Annotated in this window: 12 protein-coding genes and 2 riboswitches; of the genes, 11 read left to right on the top strand and 1 reads right to left on the bottom strand. The window is 73.0% G+C overall.

Features of this window, described 5'->3' with window-relative positions:
* Window positions 1-279 precede the first annotated feature (279 nt).
* The 7 genes from VGR37_20790 to VGR37_20760 all read left to right on the top strand — a co-directional run bounded on the left by VGR37_20790 (window position 280) and on the right by VGR37_20760 (window position 6,908).
* A complete protein-coding gene (locus tag VGR37_20790; GenBank protein ID HEV2149848.1) occupies window positions 280-489 on the top strand; it encodes a cold-shock protein in 210 nt (69 codons plus the stop codon).
* Window positions 490-592: 103 nt separating this feature from the next.
* A complete protein-coding gene (locus tag VGR37_20785) occupies window positions 593-775 on the top strand; it encodes a hypothetical protein (GenBank protein HEV2149847.1) in 183 nt (60 codons plus the stop codon).
* Between the two features lie 193 nt (window positions 776-968).
* Entirely contained in the window at window positions 969-2,432 is a 1,464-nt protein-coding gene (locus tag VGR37_20780) for an ATP-binding protein (protein ID HEV2149846.1), read from the top strand.
* The gene (locus VGR37_20775; GenBank protein ID HEV2149845.1) at window positions 2,429-3,805 is read left to right on the top strand and encodes a sigma-54 dependent transcriptional regulator; all 1,377 of its coding nucleotides are present in this window, start codon (window positions 2,429-2,431) and stop codon (window positions 3,803-3,805) included. The genes VGR37_20780 and VGR37_20775 overlap by 4 nt, the downstream gene beginning before the upstream one ends.
* Before the next feature lie 302 nt (window positions 3,806-4,107).
* A riboswitch (cyclic di-GMP riboswitch) is annotated at window positions 4,108-4,189 on the top strand.
* A 54-nt stretch (window positions 4,190-4,243) separates the two neighbouring features.
* The gene (locus VGR37_20770; GenBank protein ID HEV2149844.1) at window positions 4,244-4,885 is read left to right on the top strand and encodes a hypothetical protein; all 642 of its coding nucleotides are present in this window, start codon (window positions 4,244-4,246) and stop codon (window positions 4,883-4,885) included.
* Window positions 4,886-5,296: 411 nt separating this feature from the next.
* Window positions 5,297-5,371: riboswitch (cyclic di-GMP riboswitch) on the top strand.
* Between the two features lie 54 nt (window positions 5,372-5,425).
* Window positions 5,426-5,806, top strand: a complete 381-nt coding sequence (locus tag VGR37_20765; GenBank protein ID HEV2149843.1) for a hypothetical protein — start codon at window positions 5,426-5,428, stop codon at window positions 5,804-5,806.
* 115 nt (window positions 5,807-5,921) lie between these two features.
* Window positions 5,922-6,908: a hypothetical protein gene (locus tag VGR37_20760; protein ID HEV2149842.1), complete on the top strand. Its 987-nt coding sequence runs from the start codon at window positions 5,922-5,924 to the stop codon at window positions 6,906-6,908.
* Window positions 6,909-6,992: 84 nt separating this feature from the next.
* Here VGR37_20760 and VGR37_20755 read toward each other — a convergent pair whose 3' ends face one another.
* Complete coding sequence (locus tag VGR37_20755) at window positions 6,993-7,733, bottom strand: peptidylprolyl isomerase (GenBank protein ID HEV2149841.1); 741 nt, start codon at window positions 7,731-7,733, stop codon at window positions 6,993-6,995.
* A gap of 328 nt (window positions 7,734-8,061) precedes the next feature.
* Between VGR37_20755 and VGR37_20750 the strand changes: the two genes are divergently transcribed.
* The 4 genes from VGR37_20750 to VGR37_20735 all read left to right on the top strand — a co-directional run bounded on the left by VGR37_20750 (window position 8,062) and on the right by VGR37_20735 (window position 13,540).
* On the top strand, window positions 8,062-8,442 hold the full coding sequence (locus VGR37_20750) for a cupredoxin domain-containing protein (protein ID HEV2149840.1): 381 nt from the start codon (window positions 8,062-8,064) through the stop codon (window positions 8,440-8,442).
* Window positions 8,443-8,454: 12 nt separating this feature from the next.
* A complete protein-coding gene (locus VGR37_20745; protein ID HEV2149839.1) occupies window positions 8,455-10,884 on the top strand; it encodes a heavy metal translocating P-type ATPase in 2,430 nt (809 codons plus the stop codon).
* A 62-nt stretch (window positions 10,885-10,946) separates the two neighbouring features.
* Window positions 10,947-13,058: a heavy metal translocating P-type ATPase gene (locus tag VGR37_20740; GenBank protein HEV2149838.1), complete on the top strand. Its 2,112-nt coding sequence runs from the start codon at window positions 10,947-10,949 to the stop codon at window positions 13,056-13,058.
* An 89-nt stretch (window positions 13,059-13,147) separates the two neighbouring features.
* The gene (locus VGR37_20735; GenBank protein HEV2149837.1) at window positions 13,148-13,540 is read left to right on the top strand and encodes a hypothetical protein; all 393 of its coding nucleotides are present in this window, start codon (window positions 13,148-13,150) and stop codon (window positions 13,538-13,540) included.
* Window positions 13,541-13,803 lie beyond the last annotated feature (263 nt).

The following is a 13,803-nucleotide window of genomic DNA, read 5'->3' as shown; positions in this document are numbered from 1 at the left end:
GCGGGCGGGCGGTTCCGACGGAGCCGCCCGCCCGGTGAGATGCCTGCGCCTTGACAGGGGCCTCCCGAACGTTTACATTTGGGACTGCAGCAAGCGAATACGGCCTCGCGGCCCGAACACCAGAGTGCGAAGCGGACCTGGGATGCTACTGTCCCGGGTCCTTTTTGTTTGCCCGGAAACGCCCGATGCGGGGGGCGATCATGCCCGCAGATCACAGACGGTCGGTGAGTACGGAGATACCGCACCTCGACAGTCGGTAACAAACAAGGGAGTTACGGTATGCGTACCACCGGAACCGTGAAGTGGTTCAACGACGACAAGGGCTTCGGCTTCATCACGCCCGAGGACGGCCAGAAGGACTGCTTCGTCCATCACAGCGCCATCCAGGGGAGCGGCTTCAAGTCGCTGTCCGAGGGCGAGAAGGTCGAGTTCGACGTGGTCCAGGGCCAGAAGGGCCCCGCCGCCGAGAACGTCGTCCGCGTCGGCTGAGCCGCACGGCACGGCCTGACGGATCGGGAGCCGTCTCCGGATGGGGACGGCTCTTTTCATTGCTGCCGTCGAAGGCAGGCTACAGGAAAGACGGGAAGAGCACGTGAGCCGAATGAGACTGATGGAAGGAGGCGCCGGCGCGACCGCGCTGGTGTGCCTCTACTGCGGAGCCGAGACCGAGTCGAAGCCGCCCTACGAGGTGATGTACTGCGACTGCCGCAGCGTCCGCGACGGCTGCGACGCGGTGTCGCGCCCCACGCTCCCCTCCGTGGGACGGGCCGCCTAGCCGAGCCTGTTCCGGAGCCGCGGCGCGCCGCGGCGGGATGCGACGGTGGAGGCGAGGGCCCCGGGGATCCCCGGGGCCCTTTTGGGTACCCCCGTGCCGGGCCGCATCGCGCCGAAGCTTCCCCCCATGCGGAGGGAATGCTACCTTGCTGCCGGACGGACCCCCACCACGCCTCCACCAGGCAACCAGCCGCATGCGGATCTCCACCCGGCTCGCCCTCGTCCTGGGGGCCTCCTTCGCCGTCATCATGCTCTCGTACGCCGCCATCACGCTGGAGCAGCGGGTGCAGCTTCTCCGCGATGCGCTCATCGGCGAAACGGAGACGCTCGCTTCCACGCTCCGGATCGTCACCGACAACGCGGTGCGCGACCGCCGCTTCCGCGACCTGGACCGGGTCTTCCAGGACGTGGTGGGCGACCCGGAGACGATCGTGGCGGCGGTCACGGACGACCGCGGGCGGGTCCTGGCGGGCGGGGCCACCGGCGACCCGGCGTGCCTGCGGAGCATCCAGCGGCGGGCGGGGGCGGACCCCGTGGGCGTCCGCGGGTGGGCGGACTGCGGGATGCGGGTGCGCTGGGTGGCGCTCCCGGCGGACGCGCCGGCGGCCCGCGTGCTGGTCGCGCGGCGGGCGAGCCTCATCGAGCGCGAGGTGGCGGACACCCGGCTGCGCCTTTCCGTGCTCACCGTGATGCTCGCTGCGGCCACGGCGCTCATCGTCCACCTCCTCCTGCGCCGCACGCTCTCCCTTCCCCTGGGGGAGATCCTGCGGGGGATCCGCGCGCTGGGCGGGCCCCACCCGCCGGAGCCCATCCGCCTGGGCCCCGGGGCGGGGGAGCTGCAGCACCTGGCGGAGACCTTCAACGCCATGGTGACGGAGCTGGACGCGCGGGAGCGCCGCCTGGTCCAGGAGACGGAGGAGCGGGTGGCGCTGGAGCGGCGTCTGCGGGAGGCGGAGAAGTTCGCGGTGGTCGGGCGCGTCTCCGGCGGCCTGGCGCACGAGCTGGGCTCGCCGCTGGCGGTCATCGCCATGCGCGCCGACGCCGTGGCGACCGAGCCGGGGGCGAGCGAGGCGGCCCGCCGCAACGCGGAGGGGATCGCCGCCGAGGTGAAGCGGATCACCCAGCTCATCGAGGGGCTGCTCCACGTGGGACGCCGACGGGGGATCCGGCCGGCGCCGGTGGATCTCCGGGAGGTGGTCGCGGGGGCGGTGGAGCAGGTGGACGCACGAGCACGCGCGGCGGGAGTGGAGCTGGAGGTCCGAGCCCCGGAGGAGGCCGTGGTGGTGCACGGGCAGGCCACCCTGCTCAGCCACGTGATGCTCAACCTGCTGCGCAACGCGGTGCAGGCGATGGCGGCGGGTCCGGGAGCGGGGCGGCGGCTCACCGTGGCGGTGGAGCGCAGCGGGAGCGAGGCGCGCGTGGTGGTGGAGGACAACGGCCCGGGGATCGCGCCCGGCGACCTGGCCCACGTCTTCGAGCCCTTCTACACCACGAAGGACGTGGGGGAAGGGACGGGGCTGGGACTGGCGGTGAGCCGGGGGATCGTCGAGGAGCACGGCGGGTCCATCGCGCTGGAGGCCCCCTCCGGCGGGGGGGTGCGGGCGACCGTCTCCCTCCCCGCCGGCCGGGTCCCGGCCGCCGAGGAGGTGCACCCGTGAGCGGGGCGGAGGCACGCGAGCGGGTGCTCCTGGTGGAGGACGACGACTCGCTCCGCGCCCTGGTGTGCGAGGTGCTGGAAGCGAACGGCTATCACGTGGCCGCCGCCGCCAACGCGCGCGAGGCGCTGGAGACGCTGCAGAGCCAGGCGGTGGACCTGGTGGTCACCGACCTGATGATGCCCGGCATGCGCGGCGAGGAGCTGCTGGCGGAGGTCCGCGGCGCGTTCCCCGAGATCCCCGTGATCGCGGTGACCGCCTTCGGCTCCATCGAGGGGGCGGTGGCGCTGACCCGCGCCGGGGCGGCGGACTACCTCACCAAGCCGTTCGGCACCCCGGCGCTCCTGGCCGCGGTGGCGCGGGTGCTGGAAGAGTCGCGCTCCCGGCGCGAGCAGGCGCGCGCGCGCCGGACGGCGGGAGGGTACCTGGCGGGACTCATCGGCAGGAGCCGACCCATGGTCCGGCTCTTCGAGCGCGTCGCCCGCATCGCCCGGTCGCCCGCCTCGGTGCTCATCACGGGCGAGACGGGGACGGGGAAGGAGCTCTTCGCCCACGCGCTGCACCGGGCCAGCGGTCGCGGCTCCTTCGTACCGGTGAACTGCGGGGCGATCCCCGAGCACCTCATCGAGTCGGAGCTGTTCGGCCACGTGCGCGGGGCGTTCACCAACGCCGACCGCGACCGGGTGGGGCTGGTGCAGGCCGCCGACGGCGGCACGCTCTTCCTGGACGAGGTGGCCGAGCTGCCGCTCCACCTGCAGCCCAAGCTGCTGCGGTTCCTCCAGTCCGGCGAGTTCCGGCGGGTGGGCGACGTGGAGACGCGGCACTCGGACGCCCGGGTAGTCGCCGCGACGCACCGGGAGCTGGAGCAGCGGATCCGCGACGGCGCCTTCCGCGAGGACCTTTACTACCGGATCCACGTGCTCCGGCTGGAGATCCCCGCGCTCCGGGAGCGTGCCACCGACATCCCCCTCCTGGCGGAGCGCTTCCTGGCCGAGTTCGCCGAGCGCGAGGGGAGGGAGGAGATGCGCTTCTCCCCCGCCGCGCTCTCCGCGCTGGTCGCCTATTCCTGGCCCGGCAACGTCCGCGAGCTGCGCAACGTGGTGGAGCGCGCGGCCGTGCTCGCCCACTCCGCGGAGGTGAGCCCGGAGGACCTCCCCTCCGAGCTGGCGGTGGCGGGGCTGCGCAACGAGCGGGTCCGCGCCGCCGCGGAGCGGCATCTCACCCTGGCCGAGCTGGAGCGCGAGTACACGCTGGAGGTGCTCCGGCGCTGCGGCGGGAACCGGTCCCGCGCCGCGGAGGAGCTGGGGGTCCCCCGCCGCACGCTCTACCGCCGCCTGGAAGAGTACGGGCTCCTCCCCCAGGCCGACCGGGCCTGACCGGCAGCGCGGCGCCTGTCGTACGGGCCAGCAGGCTGTCCCAGGCATGTCCCACCCCTCCCCCGCTCCCTCCCTTCCGCCGTAACCATATGATCCGCAACTGGATGCGGAGTCGCACCGGCATTCGCCCGGAACGACCCTGAGCCAATGTGGCACAGCGGGCGCGGGGGCGCGTGGCGTGCCGTTTTGATCTAAATGGTTCGGTGGCATGCGCTTACCCGAGCGTGCCGTGGCGGGCTTGGCGCTTGCCCTGCTCCGGGGCACGACACGATCAGCACTTCCGCTGCATCCAGTGTCGCTCCTTCCGACAACGGCACCCCGGTCGCGAGGCCGGTCCGCAAAGCCGGGGATCTCGGTAGAACCCGAGATAGTCCAGCTACCGAAGAAGGGTCACTCCGGCCGGTCGCCGGGAACCCAACTGTCGTAGGAGACACCTCCATGAAGAAGCTCGCCTTCCTCCCTCTCGCCGTACTGGCGTTCACCGCCTGCTCCGACCTCGCGAACCCGGTCACGGCTCCCGAGTCGGGCTCGTTCGGGGTCGCCAGCCCCATGACGCTCCTGAACGCCCAGATCGTCATCAGCACGGGCGGGGCCGCCGGCTACCGCTCGAGCGGACCGGGCAACAACGGCAAGGGGGAGTGCTTCTCCTCGTCGAGCAGGAAGACGAACTGGGTCGTGATGCCCGGCTTCTGGCGCAACCCGGAGGACAACACCACTTCCGACAAGCCGCACGCGCAGTGCTACGGCAGCGGTGGAGGCGAGGTCCTCGACTTCCAGATGTTCGTCAATTGGGTACTGCCGAGCAGCGGAAGCCAGAACCTCAACTTCCAGGGGTTCGCCGGAGAAGACGCCGAGACCGGGGAGATGGTGCTCACGGAGGCGGTCACGGCGGCCGTGCACTACAACGCGCAGAAGAAGACGACCAAGGGAAGCGGCGGCTTCACCTACGAGGGGTGGACGATCGACTTCTCGACGATCAACACGACCGGCAACCTGCTCGCCAACCAGACGCTGCAGCACACGGCCTGCCACGCGACGATCGGGTGCAGGCCGGTGCTGCTCGACTGGAGCGCCGACTGAGGCAGTGGCCGTATCCGGGCTCCAAGGTCAGAACCGCCCCCAGCCGCCGATGGCTGGGGGCGGTTTCGTTTGGAGGATGCTCTGCGGAAACCCCCTGGGGCGCCGCGCGGGTGTGGCGCCGATCCAATCGTGTCCCAGCCGTGTCCCACCCCGCCCGGTGGCCGGGAAACGCCGTAAAGCAGGATGTTGCAAGGGGTTACGCCGGGTTCTGGCTGACGACTCGAAAAGTTGGGCCACACTGGCACATCCGCCTCCGATGCCGACCTGGCTTCGTCGGACGCAAGATGATGTACGACAACAGTTTAGTCATTGCGGTGGTGCGAGGAACGCCACCTGCCTTATCCCCCTCCGAGCGCCCCCGCCGACCGGCCCCCGCCGCTCCGGGATCCCGCTCGCTGGCAGCTCGACTCCCTCCGACAAAGGCACCCCGGCCGCGAGGCCGGTCCGCAAAGCCACGGGTCTCTCCGAGACGGCCGGGCTACCGAAGAAGGGCGCCACCGGCGCAACGGCCGGGAACCCCTCATGTCGAAGGAGACGGTCATGAAGCGTTTCGCAGTCCTCCCCCTCGCGGTGGTGCTGGCCAGCGCCGCATGCCAGGTGGACGCTCCCACCGCCCCGCCCGCGGTCAGGGAGAGCCCGAAGTCCCCCCCGTCCGAATCCGTGTCCGACTTCGCATCCGCCGCGGACGACGCGGTCGCCCGGATCCTCCCGGCGCTGGACGACCCGGGCGTCGCAGCCCAGCTCGGACCCATGCTGTCCGCGCTCAGCCTCAACCTCCAGGCGGGCCGCCTGCCGCAGGCGCAGGCGCAGCTCACGGCGGCGAGAGCGGTGCTGGACCGGGCGGGCGACCTGAAAGATGGAGGAACCATCGATCTCGTGCTGGTCCGCGCCGGTCAGATCATCAGCGGTGACGCCGAGTAGCACCACGGGCGGTGGAGCCCGGGCCCGGATCTCCACCTCGTCGCAGGCTTACCCTCTTCTCTTGCCAACGATCATGTACAATCCCCGAGTCGGGCGCGCTGCGCGTACGTTCTGGATGGCCGGTCTCGTGATCTCCGCCGGGATGGCGTCCGTGGCTTTCTCCCCTGCTCCCGCCGCCGCGCAGAGCAGCGATCCGAACCTGATCCACGCGTGCTACGTGCCCTCCACGGGGGCGGTGTACCGCATCAAGACCAGGAACGCGCCCCAGAAGTGCACGGACGGCAAGCACATCGAGTTCAGCTGGAACATGCAGGGGATCCAGGGGCCGGCCGGCCCGCAGGGTCTCCAGGGCGAAGCCGGTCCGCAGGGACCTGCCGGCGCCGACGGTGCGATGGGGCCTGCCGGTCCCGCGGGTGCGGCCGGTGCAGCCGGTCCACAGGGGCCCGCCGGTCCTGCCGGCGCGGACGGCGCTGTCGGCCCGCAGGGCCCGAAGGGGGACACGGGCGACGTCGGCCCGGCTGGTCCCACCGGCGCGAAGGGTGACACGGGAGACACCGGCCCGGCCGGCCCCGCTGGTCCCAGGGGCGACAAGGGGGACACCGGCGAGGCCGGCGCCACCGGTCCTCAGGGTCCCGCCGGTCCGCAGGGCGAGGTCGGCCCGCAGGGCCCGAAGGGCGACAAGGGCGACACCGGCGAGACGGGTGCGGCCGGCCCGGCCGGCCCCGCAGGCCCGCAGGGCGAGATCGGTCCGCAGGGTCCGAAGGGCGACACGGGCGACGTCGGTCCCGCCGGCCCGAAGGGCGACACGGGCGAGACCGGCGCGCAGGGCCCGGCCGGTCCCGCCGGCGTAGTCGGCTCGGTGACGGTGGTGCAGGGCAACCTGGTCACGGTCGCGGGTCTTTCGAACGGAAACCGCTCGACGGCGTCGACCGCGGTCTGCACGACCGGCAAGCTGCTCGGCGGCGGCGTGGAGGTCACGGGGGGCTCGCTCGCGGTGGCGACGTCCTTCCCCTCGAACGCCACGACGTGGAGCGCCAACGTGATCTCCTTCGGGGCGAACCAGAACGGGACGGTGCGGGCGTACGCGCTCTGCGGCCAGTAACGGACGGCCCGGACAGGTGAAGCTCACCCCCTGCGCGGTGTACCGCGCAGGGGGTGATTCGCTTTGAGGGCCCGGGCGCCGGCCCTACTGCCGGGCGGGGGAAGTGCTCACGATCCGGGCCGACTCGATGTAGTCCAGCCGCGGGAACTCCCGCTGGAGGTACGCGTTCCCCTCCGCGAAGATGCGCGACTGGTCGGGGCCGCTCCCGCGGGGCGGCCCCTCGCCGTAGCTCCGCCACAGGTTCTCCACCACGTCCATCCCCTCCACCACCTCGCCGATGGGCGCGAAGCCCTGCGAGTCGAGGAACAGGTTGTCGCCGTAGTTGACGAAGAGCTGGGTGGTGCGCGTGTTCGGCCCCGACGTAGCGAAGGTGACGAAGCCGCGGCGGTTGCTCTTCACCACCGGGTCGTCGGGAATGGCCCGCTCGCGCCACGCCGCCGACACCTGCGGATCGCCGCTGATCCCGAACTGCACCATGAAGCGGTCCACCACCCGGAAGAAGCGCGTGTCGTCGTAGAAGCCCATGCGTACCAGGTGGTACAGGCGGTCGACTCCGTTCGGCGCCCACGCCCGGTGCGCCTCCACCACGAAGGGCCCCCGGCTGGTCTCGAAGCGCACGCGGAAGGTCTCGGGGGCGGGAGCCTCGATCCTCCCCTCGGGGTGCAGGAGCGGCGAGCGCCGGGCGCAGGCGCCAAGCAGGGCGGGGAGCAGGGCCGCGAGCCCCAGCGCCGCCGCGCCCCGGACGAGGGCGCCCCTCCCGAGCCGGGCGGTGCGCCGCGCGAACGGCGGACCGTCCGTGGTGCGATCCTGGATACGAGCAGGCATCTCTTCCTCCTCCTGGGTGCGTGCGTGGAGGGCGGGGCGTCCGGGTGTGGTCTCGGCCGCCGCAAGCGTTCCCAGGCGTACAGTAGCACGTTGCCTGGCGGAAAACGAGCCCTACGGCCCCCCGGGGGGCGGTAGGACATTTTTGCATCCCGGAAAGCGGGGGGCGTCCGCCGTCCGGCGCAACGAGTGTTGACATAGGGGTGGGGGGTATGTAGATTGGTCCTCGTGGATTGTTCCACGGCACCTCACACGAGGAGGACACGATGGAGCGCACGACGATTGCGATCACCGGAACGAGCTGCGGGCACTGCGTGGCCGGGAGGCGGCAATGAGCCCTACGGACTGGCTGGTGATCGCGGCGGGGCTCGCCGCCATCGGGTGGGTGAACTGGTACTTTTTCTTCGCCGGGCGGACCTCCGCGCAGGCGGCGGTGGCCGAGGGCGGGGTGCAGGAGGTCACCGTCACGGTGCGCGGCGGCTACGAGCCCGCCCACCTGCGGGTGAAGCGGGGGACCCCGGTGCGCCTGGTCTTCGACCGGCAGGAGACCTCCGGGTGCTCGGAGGAGGTGGTGATCCCGGAGTTCGGGATCCGGAAGTTCCTCCCGGCCCACAGGAAGACGGCGGTCGAGTTCACCCCGGAGCGGGAGGGGAGCTTCGACTTCACCTGCGGCATGAGCATGCTGCGCGGCAGGCTCACCGTGGAAGCGTAAGGAGAGCGGACCATGGCGACGAGAACGGAGGCGGAGCGGCGGGGGGGCACGGCGGCCCTCCCGCACCCGGGCGGGGACGGCCGCGGCGCCGCGGCGAAGGTGACCATCCCGGTGTCCGGGATGACGTGCGCCGCCTGCTCCGGCCGCGTGCAGCGGACGCTGGAGAAGCAGCCCGGGGTGCAGGGGGCGAACGTCAACCTGATGCTCAAGAACGCCACGGTGGACTTCGACCCGGCGGCGACGAGCCCCGACGCGCTGGTGGAGGCGATCCGCTCCACCGGCTACGGGGCGGAGCTGGCCCGGCCGGACCAGACCGCCTTCCAGGAGCAGGAGGTGCAGGACCGCGCGCAGGAGGAGGAGTTCCGGGAGCTGCGCCTGAAGGCGTCGGTGAGCTTCGTCGCGGCGCTGGTGTCGATGGTGGTGTCCATGCCGCTCATGGCGGCGGGGGAGCACGGGAGCCACGGGATCACCGTGGATCCTTTCATGCGCTGGGCGATGGAGTGGCTGAGCCCGGTCCTGGAGGACGCCCTGCCGTGGCTCTACCGCGTGCCGGCCCCCGTCCTCTCCTACGGTCTCCTGGTGCTCACGCTGGGCGTGATGGCCTGGGCGGGGCGGCACTTCTTCACCCGGGCGTGGGCGGCCTTCCGCCACCACTCCGCGGACATGAACACCCTGGTGGCGGTGGGGACCGGGGCGGCCTTCCTGTACTCGGTGGCGGCCACGGTGGCGCCCGGGTTCTTCGTCGCCCGCGGCGTGGCGCCGGACGTGTACTACGAGGCGGTGCTCTTCATCATCGCGCTCATCCTCCTGGGGAACGCCATGGAGGCGCGCGCCAAGCGGCAGACCTCGGCGGCGCTCCGGTCGCTGGCGAACCTGCAGCCCAAGACCGCACGCGTCCTCCGCGGCGGCGCGGAGACCGACGTGCCCACGGAGGAGGTGCGCCACGGCGACGTGGTGGTGGTCCGCCCCGGGGAGCGGGTCCCGGTGGACGGCGAGATCGTCTCCGGGAGCAGCGCGGTGGACGAGTCCATGCTCACCGGCGAGTCTCTCCCGGTGCGCAAGGAGGCCGGCGACCGGGTGATCGGCGGCACCATCAACCGGACCGGCGCGTTCCGCTACCGGGCCACCACGCTCGGCGCGGACAGCGTGCTCGCGCAGATCGTGAAGCTGATGCGCGAGGCGCAGGGCTCGCGCGCCCCCATCCAGCGGCTGGCGGACCGGATCAGCGCGGTGTTCGTCCCCATCGTGCTCTCCATCGCCATCGCCACCTTCGTGGTGTGGTTCGTGACGGTGGACGCGGCGCCCGCGGTGCGGGCCTTCGCGGCGACGGTGGCGGTGCTGATCATCGCCTGCCCGTGCGCCATGGGGCTGGCCGTCCCCACGGCGGTGATGGTCTCCACGGGGAAGGGCGCCGAGGCCGGCGTGCTGATCAAGGGCGGCGAAGCGCTGCAGCGGGCCCGCGACGTGGGCACGGTGGTGCTCGACAAGACGGGGACCGTGACCGAGGGGAGGCCCACTGTGACGGAGCTGGCGCTCGCGCCGGGCGCCCGGGGCGAGGTGGTGGCCTCCGAGGAGGAGCTGCTCCGCCTGGCGGCCTCGCTGGAGGCCTCGTCCGAGCACCCGCTGGCCGACGCCATCGTGCAGCACGCGCGGGAGCGCGGGATCGCGCTGTGGACGGCGGAGGGCTTCGAGGCGGTGACCGGGCGCGGCGCGGTGGGCGTCGTGGATGGGCGGGCGATCGCCATCGGCAACGCGCTGCTGATGGACGACTACGCGGTCCGGACGGACCCGCTGCGCGGCGACGCGGAGCGGCTGGCGGAGCAGGCCAAGACGCCCATGTACGTGGCGGTGGACGGCCGGCTCGCGGGGCTGGTGGCGGTGGCGGACCCCGTCAGGGAGAGCTCGCGCTCGGCCGTCGCGCGGATGAAGGGGATGGGGCTGGAGGTGGTGATGCTCACCGGCGACAACCGCCGCACCGCCGAGGCGGTGGCGCGCGAGGCGGGGGTGGACCGCGTGGTCGCCGAGGTCCTCCCCGAGGGGAAGGTGGCCGAGGTGAAGCGCCTCCAGGGGGAGGGGAAGATCGTGGCGATGGTGGGCGACGGGATCAACGACGCGCCCGCGCTCGCCCAGGCGGACGTGGGGGTCGCCATCGGCACCGGGACGGACGTCGCCATGGAGGCGAGCGACGTGACCCTCGTGCGCGGCAACCTGCACGGGGTGGCGTCGGCCATCGAGCTGTCGCGGCGCACCATGCGGACGATGAAGCAGAACCTGTTCTGGGCCTTCGTCTACAACGTGATCGGGATCCCCATCGCCGCGGGGGTGCTGTACCCGTTCTTCGGAGTGCTGCTCTCTCCGATCCTGGCGAGCGCGGCCATGGCCTTCAGCTCGGTGAGCGTGGTCACCAACAGCCTCCGCCTCCGGCGGATCCGGCTGGCGTAGCGGGGGCGCCGGGCCGCCTCCCCGTGGCGGCCCGGCAGGTCTTGCACATGGGACGGTGCGGCATGGACGAGCACAGGCACGACCACACCCACGGCTCGCACGGCGCCCCCGGGGCGCCCGTGGAGCCGGGATACCCGGAGCACCCCGAGGTGCCGCACACGGGCGGGCACCCGGACGGCCACGGCGCGCACGGGGGACACGGCGGGCACGACAAGCACGCCGGGCACAGCGCGGAGATGTTCCGGGACAAGTTCTGGGTCACGCTGCTGCTCACGATCCCAACGCTGATCTGGGGGCACATGCTCCAGTCGGCGCTCGGATACCATGCCCCCGCGTTCCCCGGCTCGCACTGGATCCCGGCGGTCTTCGGCACCGCGGTCTTCCTGTACGGCGGCCGGGTCTTCATCCAGGGGGCGGTCCGGGAGCTTCGCGACCGGCTCCCGGGGATGATGACGCTGATCTCGCTCGCCATCCTGGTGGCGTTCGTCTTCAGCGCCGCCGTGACGCTGGGCTTCCCCGGGATGCCGCTCTGGGAGGAGCTGGCCACCCTGGTCGCCATCATGGTGCTGGGGCACTGGATCGAGATGCGCTCCATTACCCAGGCGCAGGGCGCGCTCCGGGAGCTGGCGAAGCTGCTCCCCAACACCGCCGTGCGCGTGGTGGGCGACCGGACGGAGGAGGTGCCGATCCCGGAGCTGCGCGAGGGCGACGTGGTCCTGGTGCGCCCCGGCGCCGCCGTCCCCGCCGACGGCGAGGTGGTCGCCGGCTCCAGCGCCGTGAACGAGGCGATGCTCACCGGCGAGTCCCGGCCGGTGCGGAAGGACGAGGGCGACCCCGTGATCGCCGGGACCACCAACGGGGAGGGGTCGCTCCGGGTGCGCGTGACCGGGACCGGCGAGTGGACCACGCTCGCGGGGATCATGCGGCTGGTGGAGCAGGCGCAGGGCTCGCGCTCGCGCGCCCAGGCGCTGGCCGACCGCGCCGCCTTCCACCTCACCTGGATCGCGCTCGCATCCGGCGTCCTCACGCTGGTGGCGTGGCTCGTGGCGCGGGCGGAGCCGGCGTTCGCCATTGAGCGGATGGTGACCGTGCTGGTGATCGCCTGCCCCCACGCCCTGGGGCTGGCGGTGCCGCTGGTGGTGGCGATCTCCACCACGGTGGGCGCGCGCGGAGGGCTGCTGGTGCGCGACCGGCGGGGGCTGGAGGAGGCCCGCAGGCTCCAGGCGGTGGTGTTCGACAAGACGGGCACGCTCACCCTGGGCGAGCACCGGGTGGTGGACGTGGCGGCCGCGGACGGGACCTCCCCGGACGAGGCGCTGCGGCTCGCCGCGGCGGTGGAGTGCGACTCCGAGCACCCGGTGGCGCGTGCGGTGGTGCGGAGCGCGGAAGAGCGGGGCCTCACCGTCCCCCCGGCGGTGGGCTTCGAGGCCATCCCGGGGCACGGGGTCCGCGCACAGGTGGAGGGGCGCGACTTCCAGGTGGGCGGGCCCAACCTCCTGCGCAGGGTGGGGGTGGAGCTCCCGCCCTCGCTCCGCGACGCGGCGGACCGGGCCGCCGGGGCGGGGCGCTCGTCCGTCTACCTGCTGGAAGGGGAGCGCGTGCTGGCGGGGTTCGCCACGGCGGACGCGGTCCGGCCGGAGTCGCGCGAGGCGGTGCGGCGGCTCCACGACGCCGGGATCGAGGTGGTGATGCTCACGGGCGACTCCCGCGCCGTTGCGGAGGCGGTGGCAGCGGAGCTGGGGATCGACACGGTGTTCGCCGAGGTGCTCCCGGAACACAAGGCCGAGCGGATCCGCGAGATCCAGGCGCGCGGGAAGCGCGTGGCGATGGTGGGCGACGGCGTGAACGACGCCCCCGCGCTCCTCACGGCGGACGTCGGCGTGGCGATCGGCGCCGGGACCGACGTGGCGGTGGAGGCGGGCGACGTGGTGCTGGTGCGGAGCGACCCGCGCGACGTCGCCCGGATCGTGGAGCTGTCGAAGGCCACCTACCGCAAGATGGTGCAGAACCTCTGGTGGGCGGCCGGCTACAACGTGGTGGCGATCCCCCTGGCGGCCGGGGTGGCGTACCGCTGGGGTGTGGTGCTCTCGCCCGCCATGGGCGCGGTGCTGATGTCGCTCAGCACGGTGATCGTCGCCGTGAACGCGCAGCTCCTGCGGAGGGCGGCGCCGTGACCGGCCGCCCGCGCCGTCGGGAACTCCCCCACGCAGCCGCCGGGATCTTCCGCTTGAGCCTTCCGGCGTGCGGGGTTAGGTTACGTCCCATGCGGATCCGCTCCCGTCCCCTGGTCGCGCTCCTGGCGCTCCTGCTCCTCGTGGTCACCACGGCCGAGGGGGCATGGGCCGCCGCGTGCTCACCGGAGGGGGGGCGGTCGCCGTCTGCGGCTGCCGCGGAGGCCCCGTCGGCGGACCCGGAGTGCCCCATGGGCGACGCCGGGACGCAGCCGTCCCACGGCTCCGACGACGCCCGGCCGGACGCGCCGGCCTGCCCCCTCTTCGCGATCGGCGGCGCCGGCTCCTGCATGCCGGTCCCCCTGCCGGCGCGGTCCGTGGCCTGGGCGGAGCTCTCCGCCCGGGGCACTGCGCCCTTCCCGGCCGCCGAGGCCGTCCCCGCCCGTCTCCCCACCCCCCCGCCGTTCCACCCCCCGAAGGCGTAGCCTCCTCACGCCGGACACCCGTCCGGCCCGGTTCCAGACGTCGTCCCGAACTGAAACCACACCCGGGGAATCCGCCGCGGGGCGCGCCGTGCGCCCGCCGGATTCCGGAGGAGAGCCACGCTTTGAAGACACCCCTCGTCCGGGGCCTGCTCCTGTGCACGCTGGCCGCCCCCGCGGCGGCGCAGGGAGCGCCCGCACCCGTTCCCACGCGCCCCGCGGCGCAGGCGCCGCCCGGCGCGCCCGACACCGCCGGGGTGGACGGG

The organism is Longimicrobiaceae bacterium, from assembly GCA_035936415.1.
Taxonomy (GTDB): domain Bacteria; phylum Gemmatimonadota; class Gemmatimonadetes; order Longimicrobiales; family Longimicrobiaceae; genus JAFAYN01.
The sequence above is the reverse complement of the archived record's forward strand: the minus strand, read 5'-3'. Positions and strand labels throughout refer to the sequence as shown.

Bases quoted from the DNA above. Each gene is read 5' to 3' on its own strand.
- VGR37_20790 (HEV2149848.1), top strand. From the start codon at position 280: ATGCGTACCACCGGAACCGTGAAGTGGTTCAACGACGACAAGGGCTTC.
- VGR37_20780 (HEV2149846.1), top strand. From the start codon at position 969: ATGCGGATCTCCACCCGGCTCGCCCTCGTCCTGGGGGCCTCCTTCGCC.
- VGR37_20770 (HEV2149844.1), top strand. From the start codon at position 4,244: ATGAAGAAGCTCGCCTTCCTCCCTCTCGCCGTACTGGCGTTCACCGCC.
- VGR37_20765 (HEV2149843.1), top strand. From the start codon at position 5,426: ATGAAGCGTTTCGCAGTCCTCCCCCTCGCGGTGGTGCTGGCCAGCGCC.
- VGR37_20760 (HEV2149842.1), top strand. From the start codon at position 5,922: ATGGCCGGTCTCGTGATCTCCGCCGGGATGGCGTCCGTGGCTTTCTCC.
- VGR37_20755 (HEV2149841.1), bottom strand. From the start codon at position 7,733: ATGCCTGCTCGTATCCAGGATCGCACCACGGACGGTCCGCCGTTCGCG.
- VGR37_20750 (HEV2149840.1), top strand. From the start codon at position 8,062: ATGAGCCCTACGGACTGGCTGGTGATCGCGGCGGGGCTCGCCGCCATC.
- VGR37_20745 (HEV2149839.1), top strand. From the start codon at position 8,455: ATGGCGACGAGAACGGAGGCGGAGCGGCGGGGGGGCACGGCGGCCCTC.
- VGR37_20740 (HEV2149838.1), top strand. From the start codon at position 10,947: ATGGACGAGCACAGGCACGACCACACCCACGGCTCGCACGGCGCCCCC.
- VGR37_20735 (HEV2149837.1), top strand. From the start codon at position 13,148: ATGCGGATCCGCTCCCGTCCCCTGGTCGCGCTCCTGGCGCTCCTGCTC.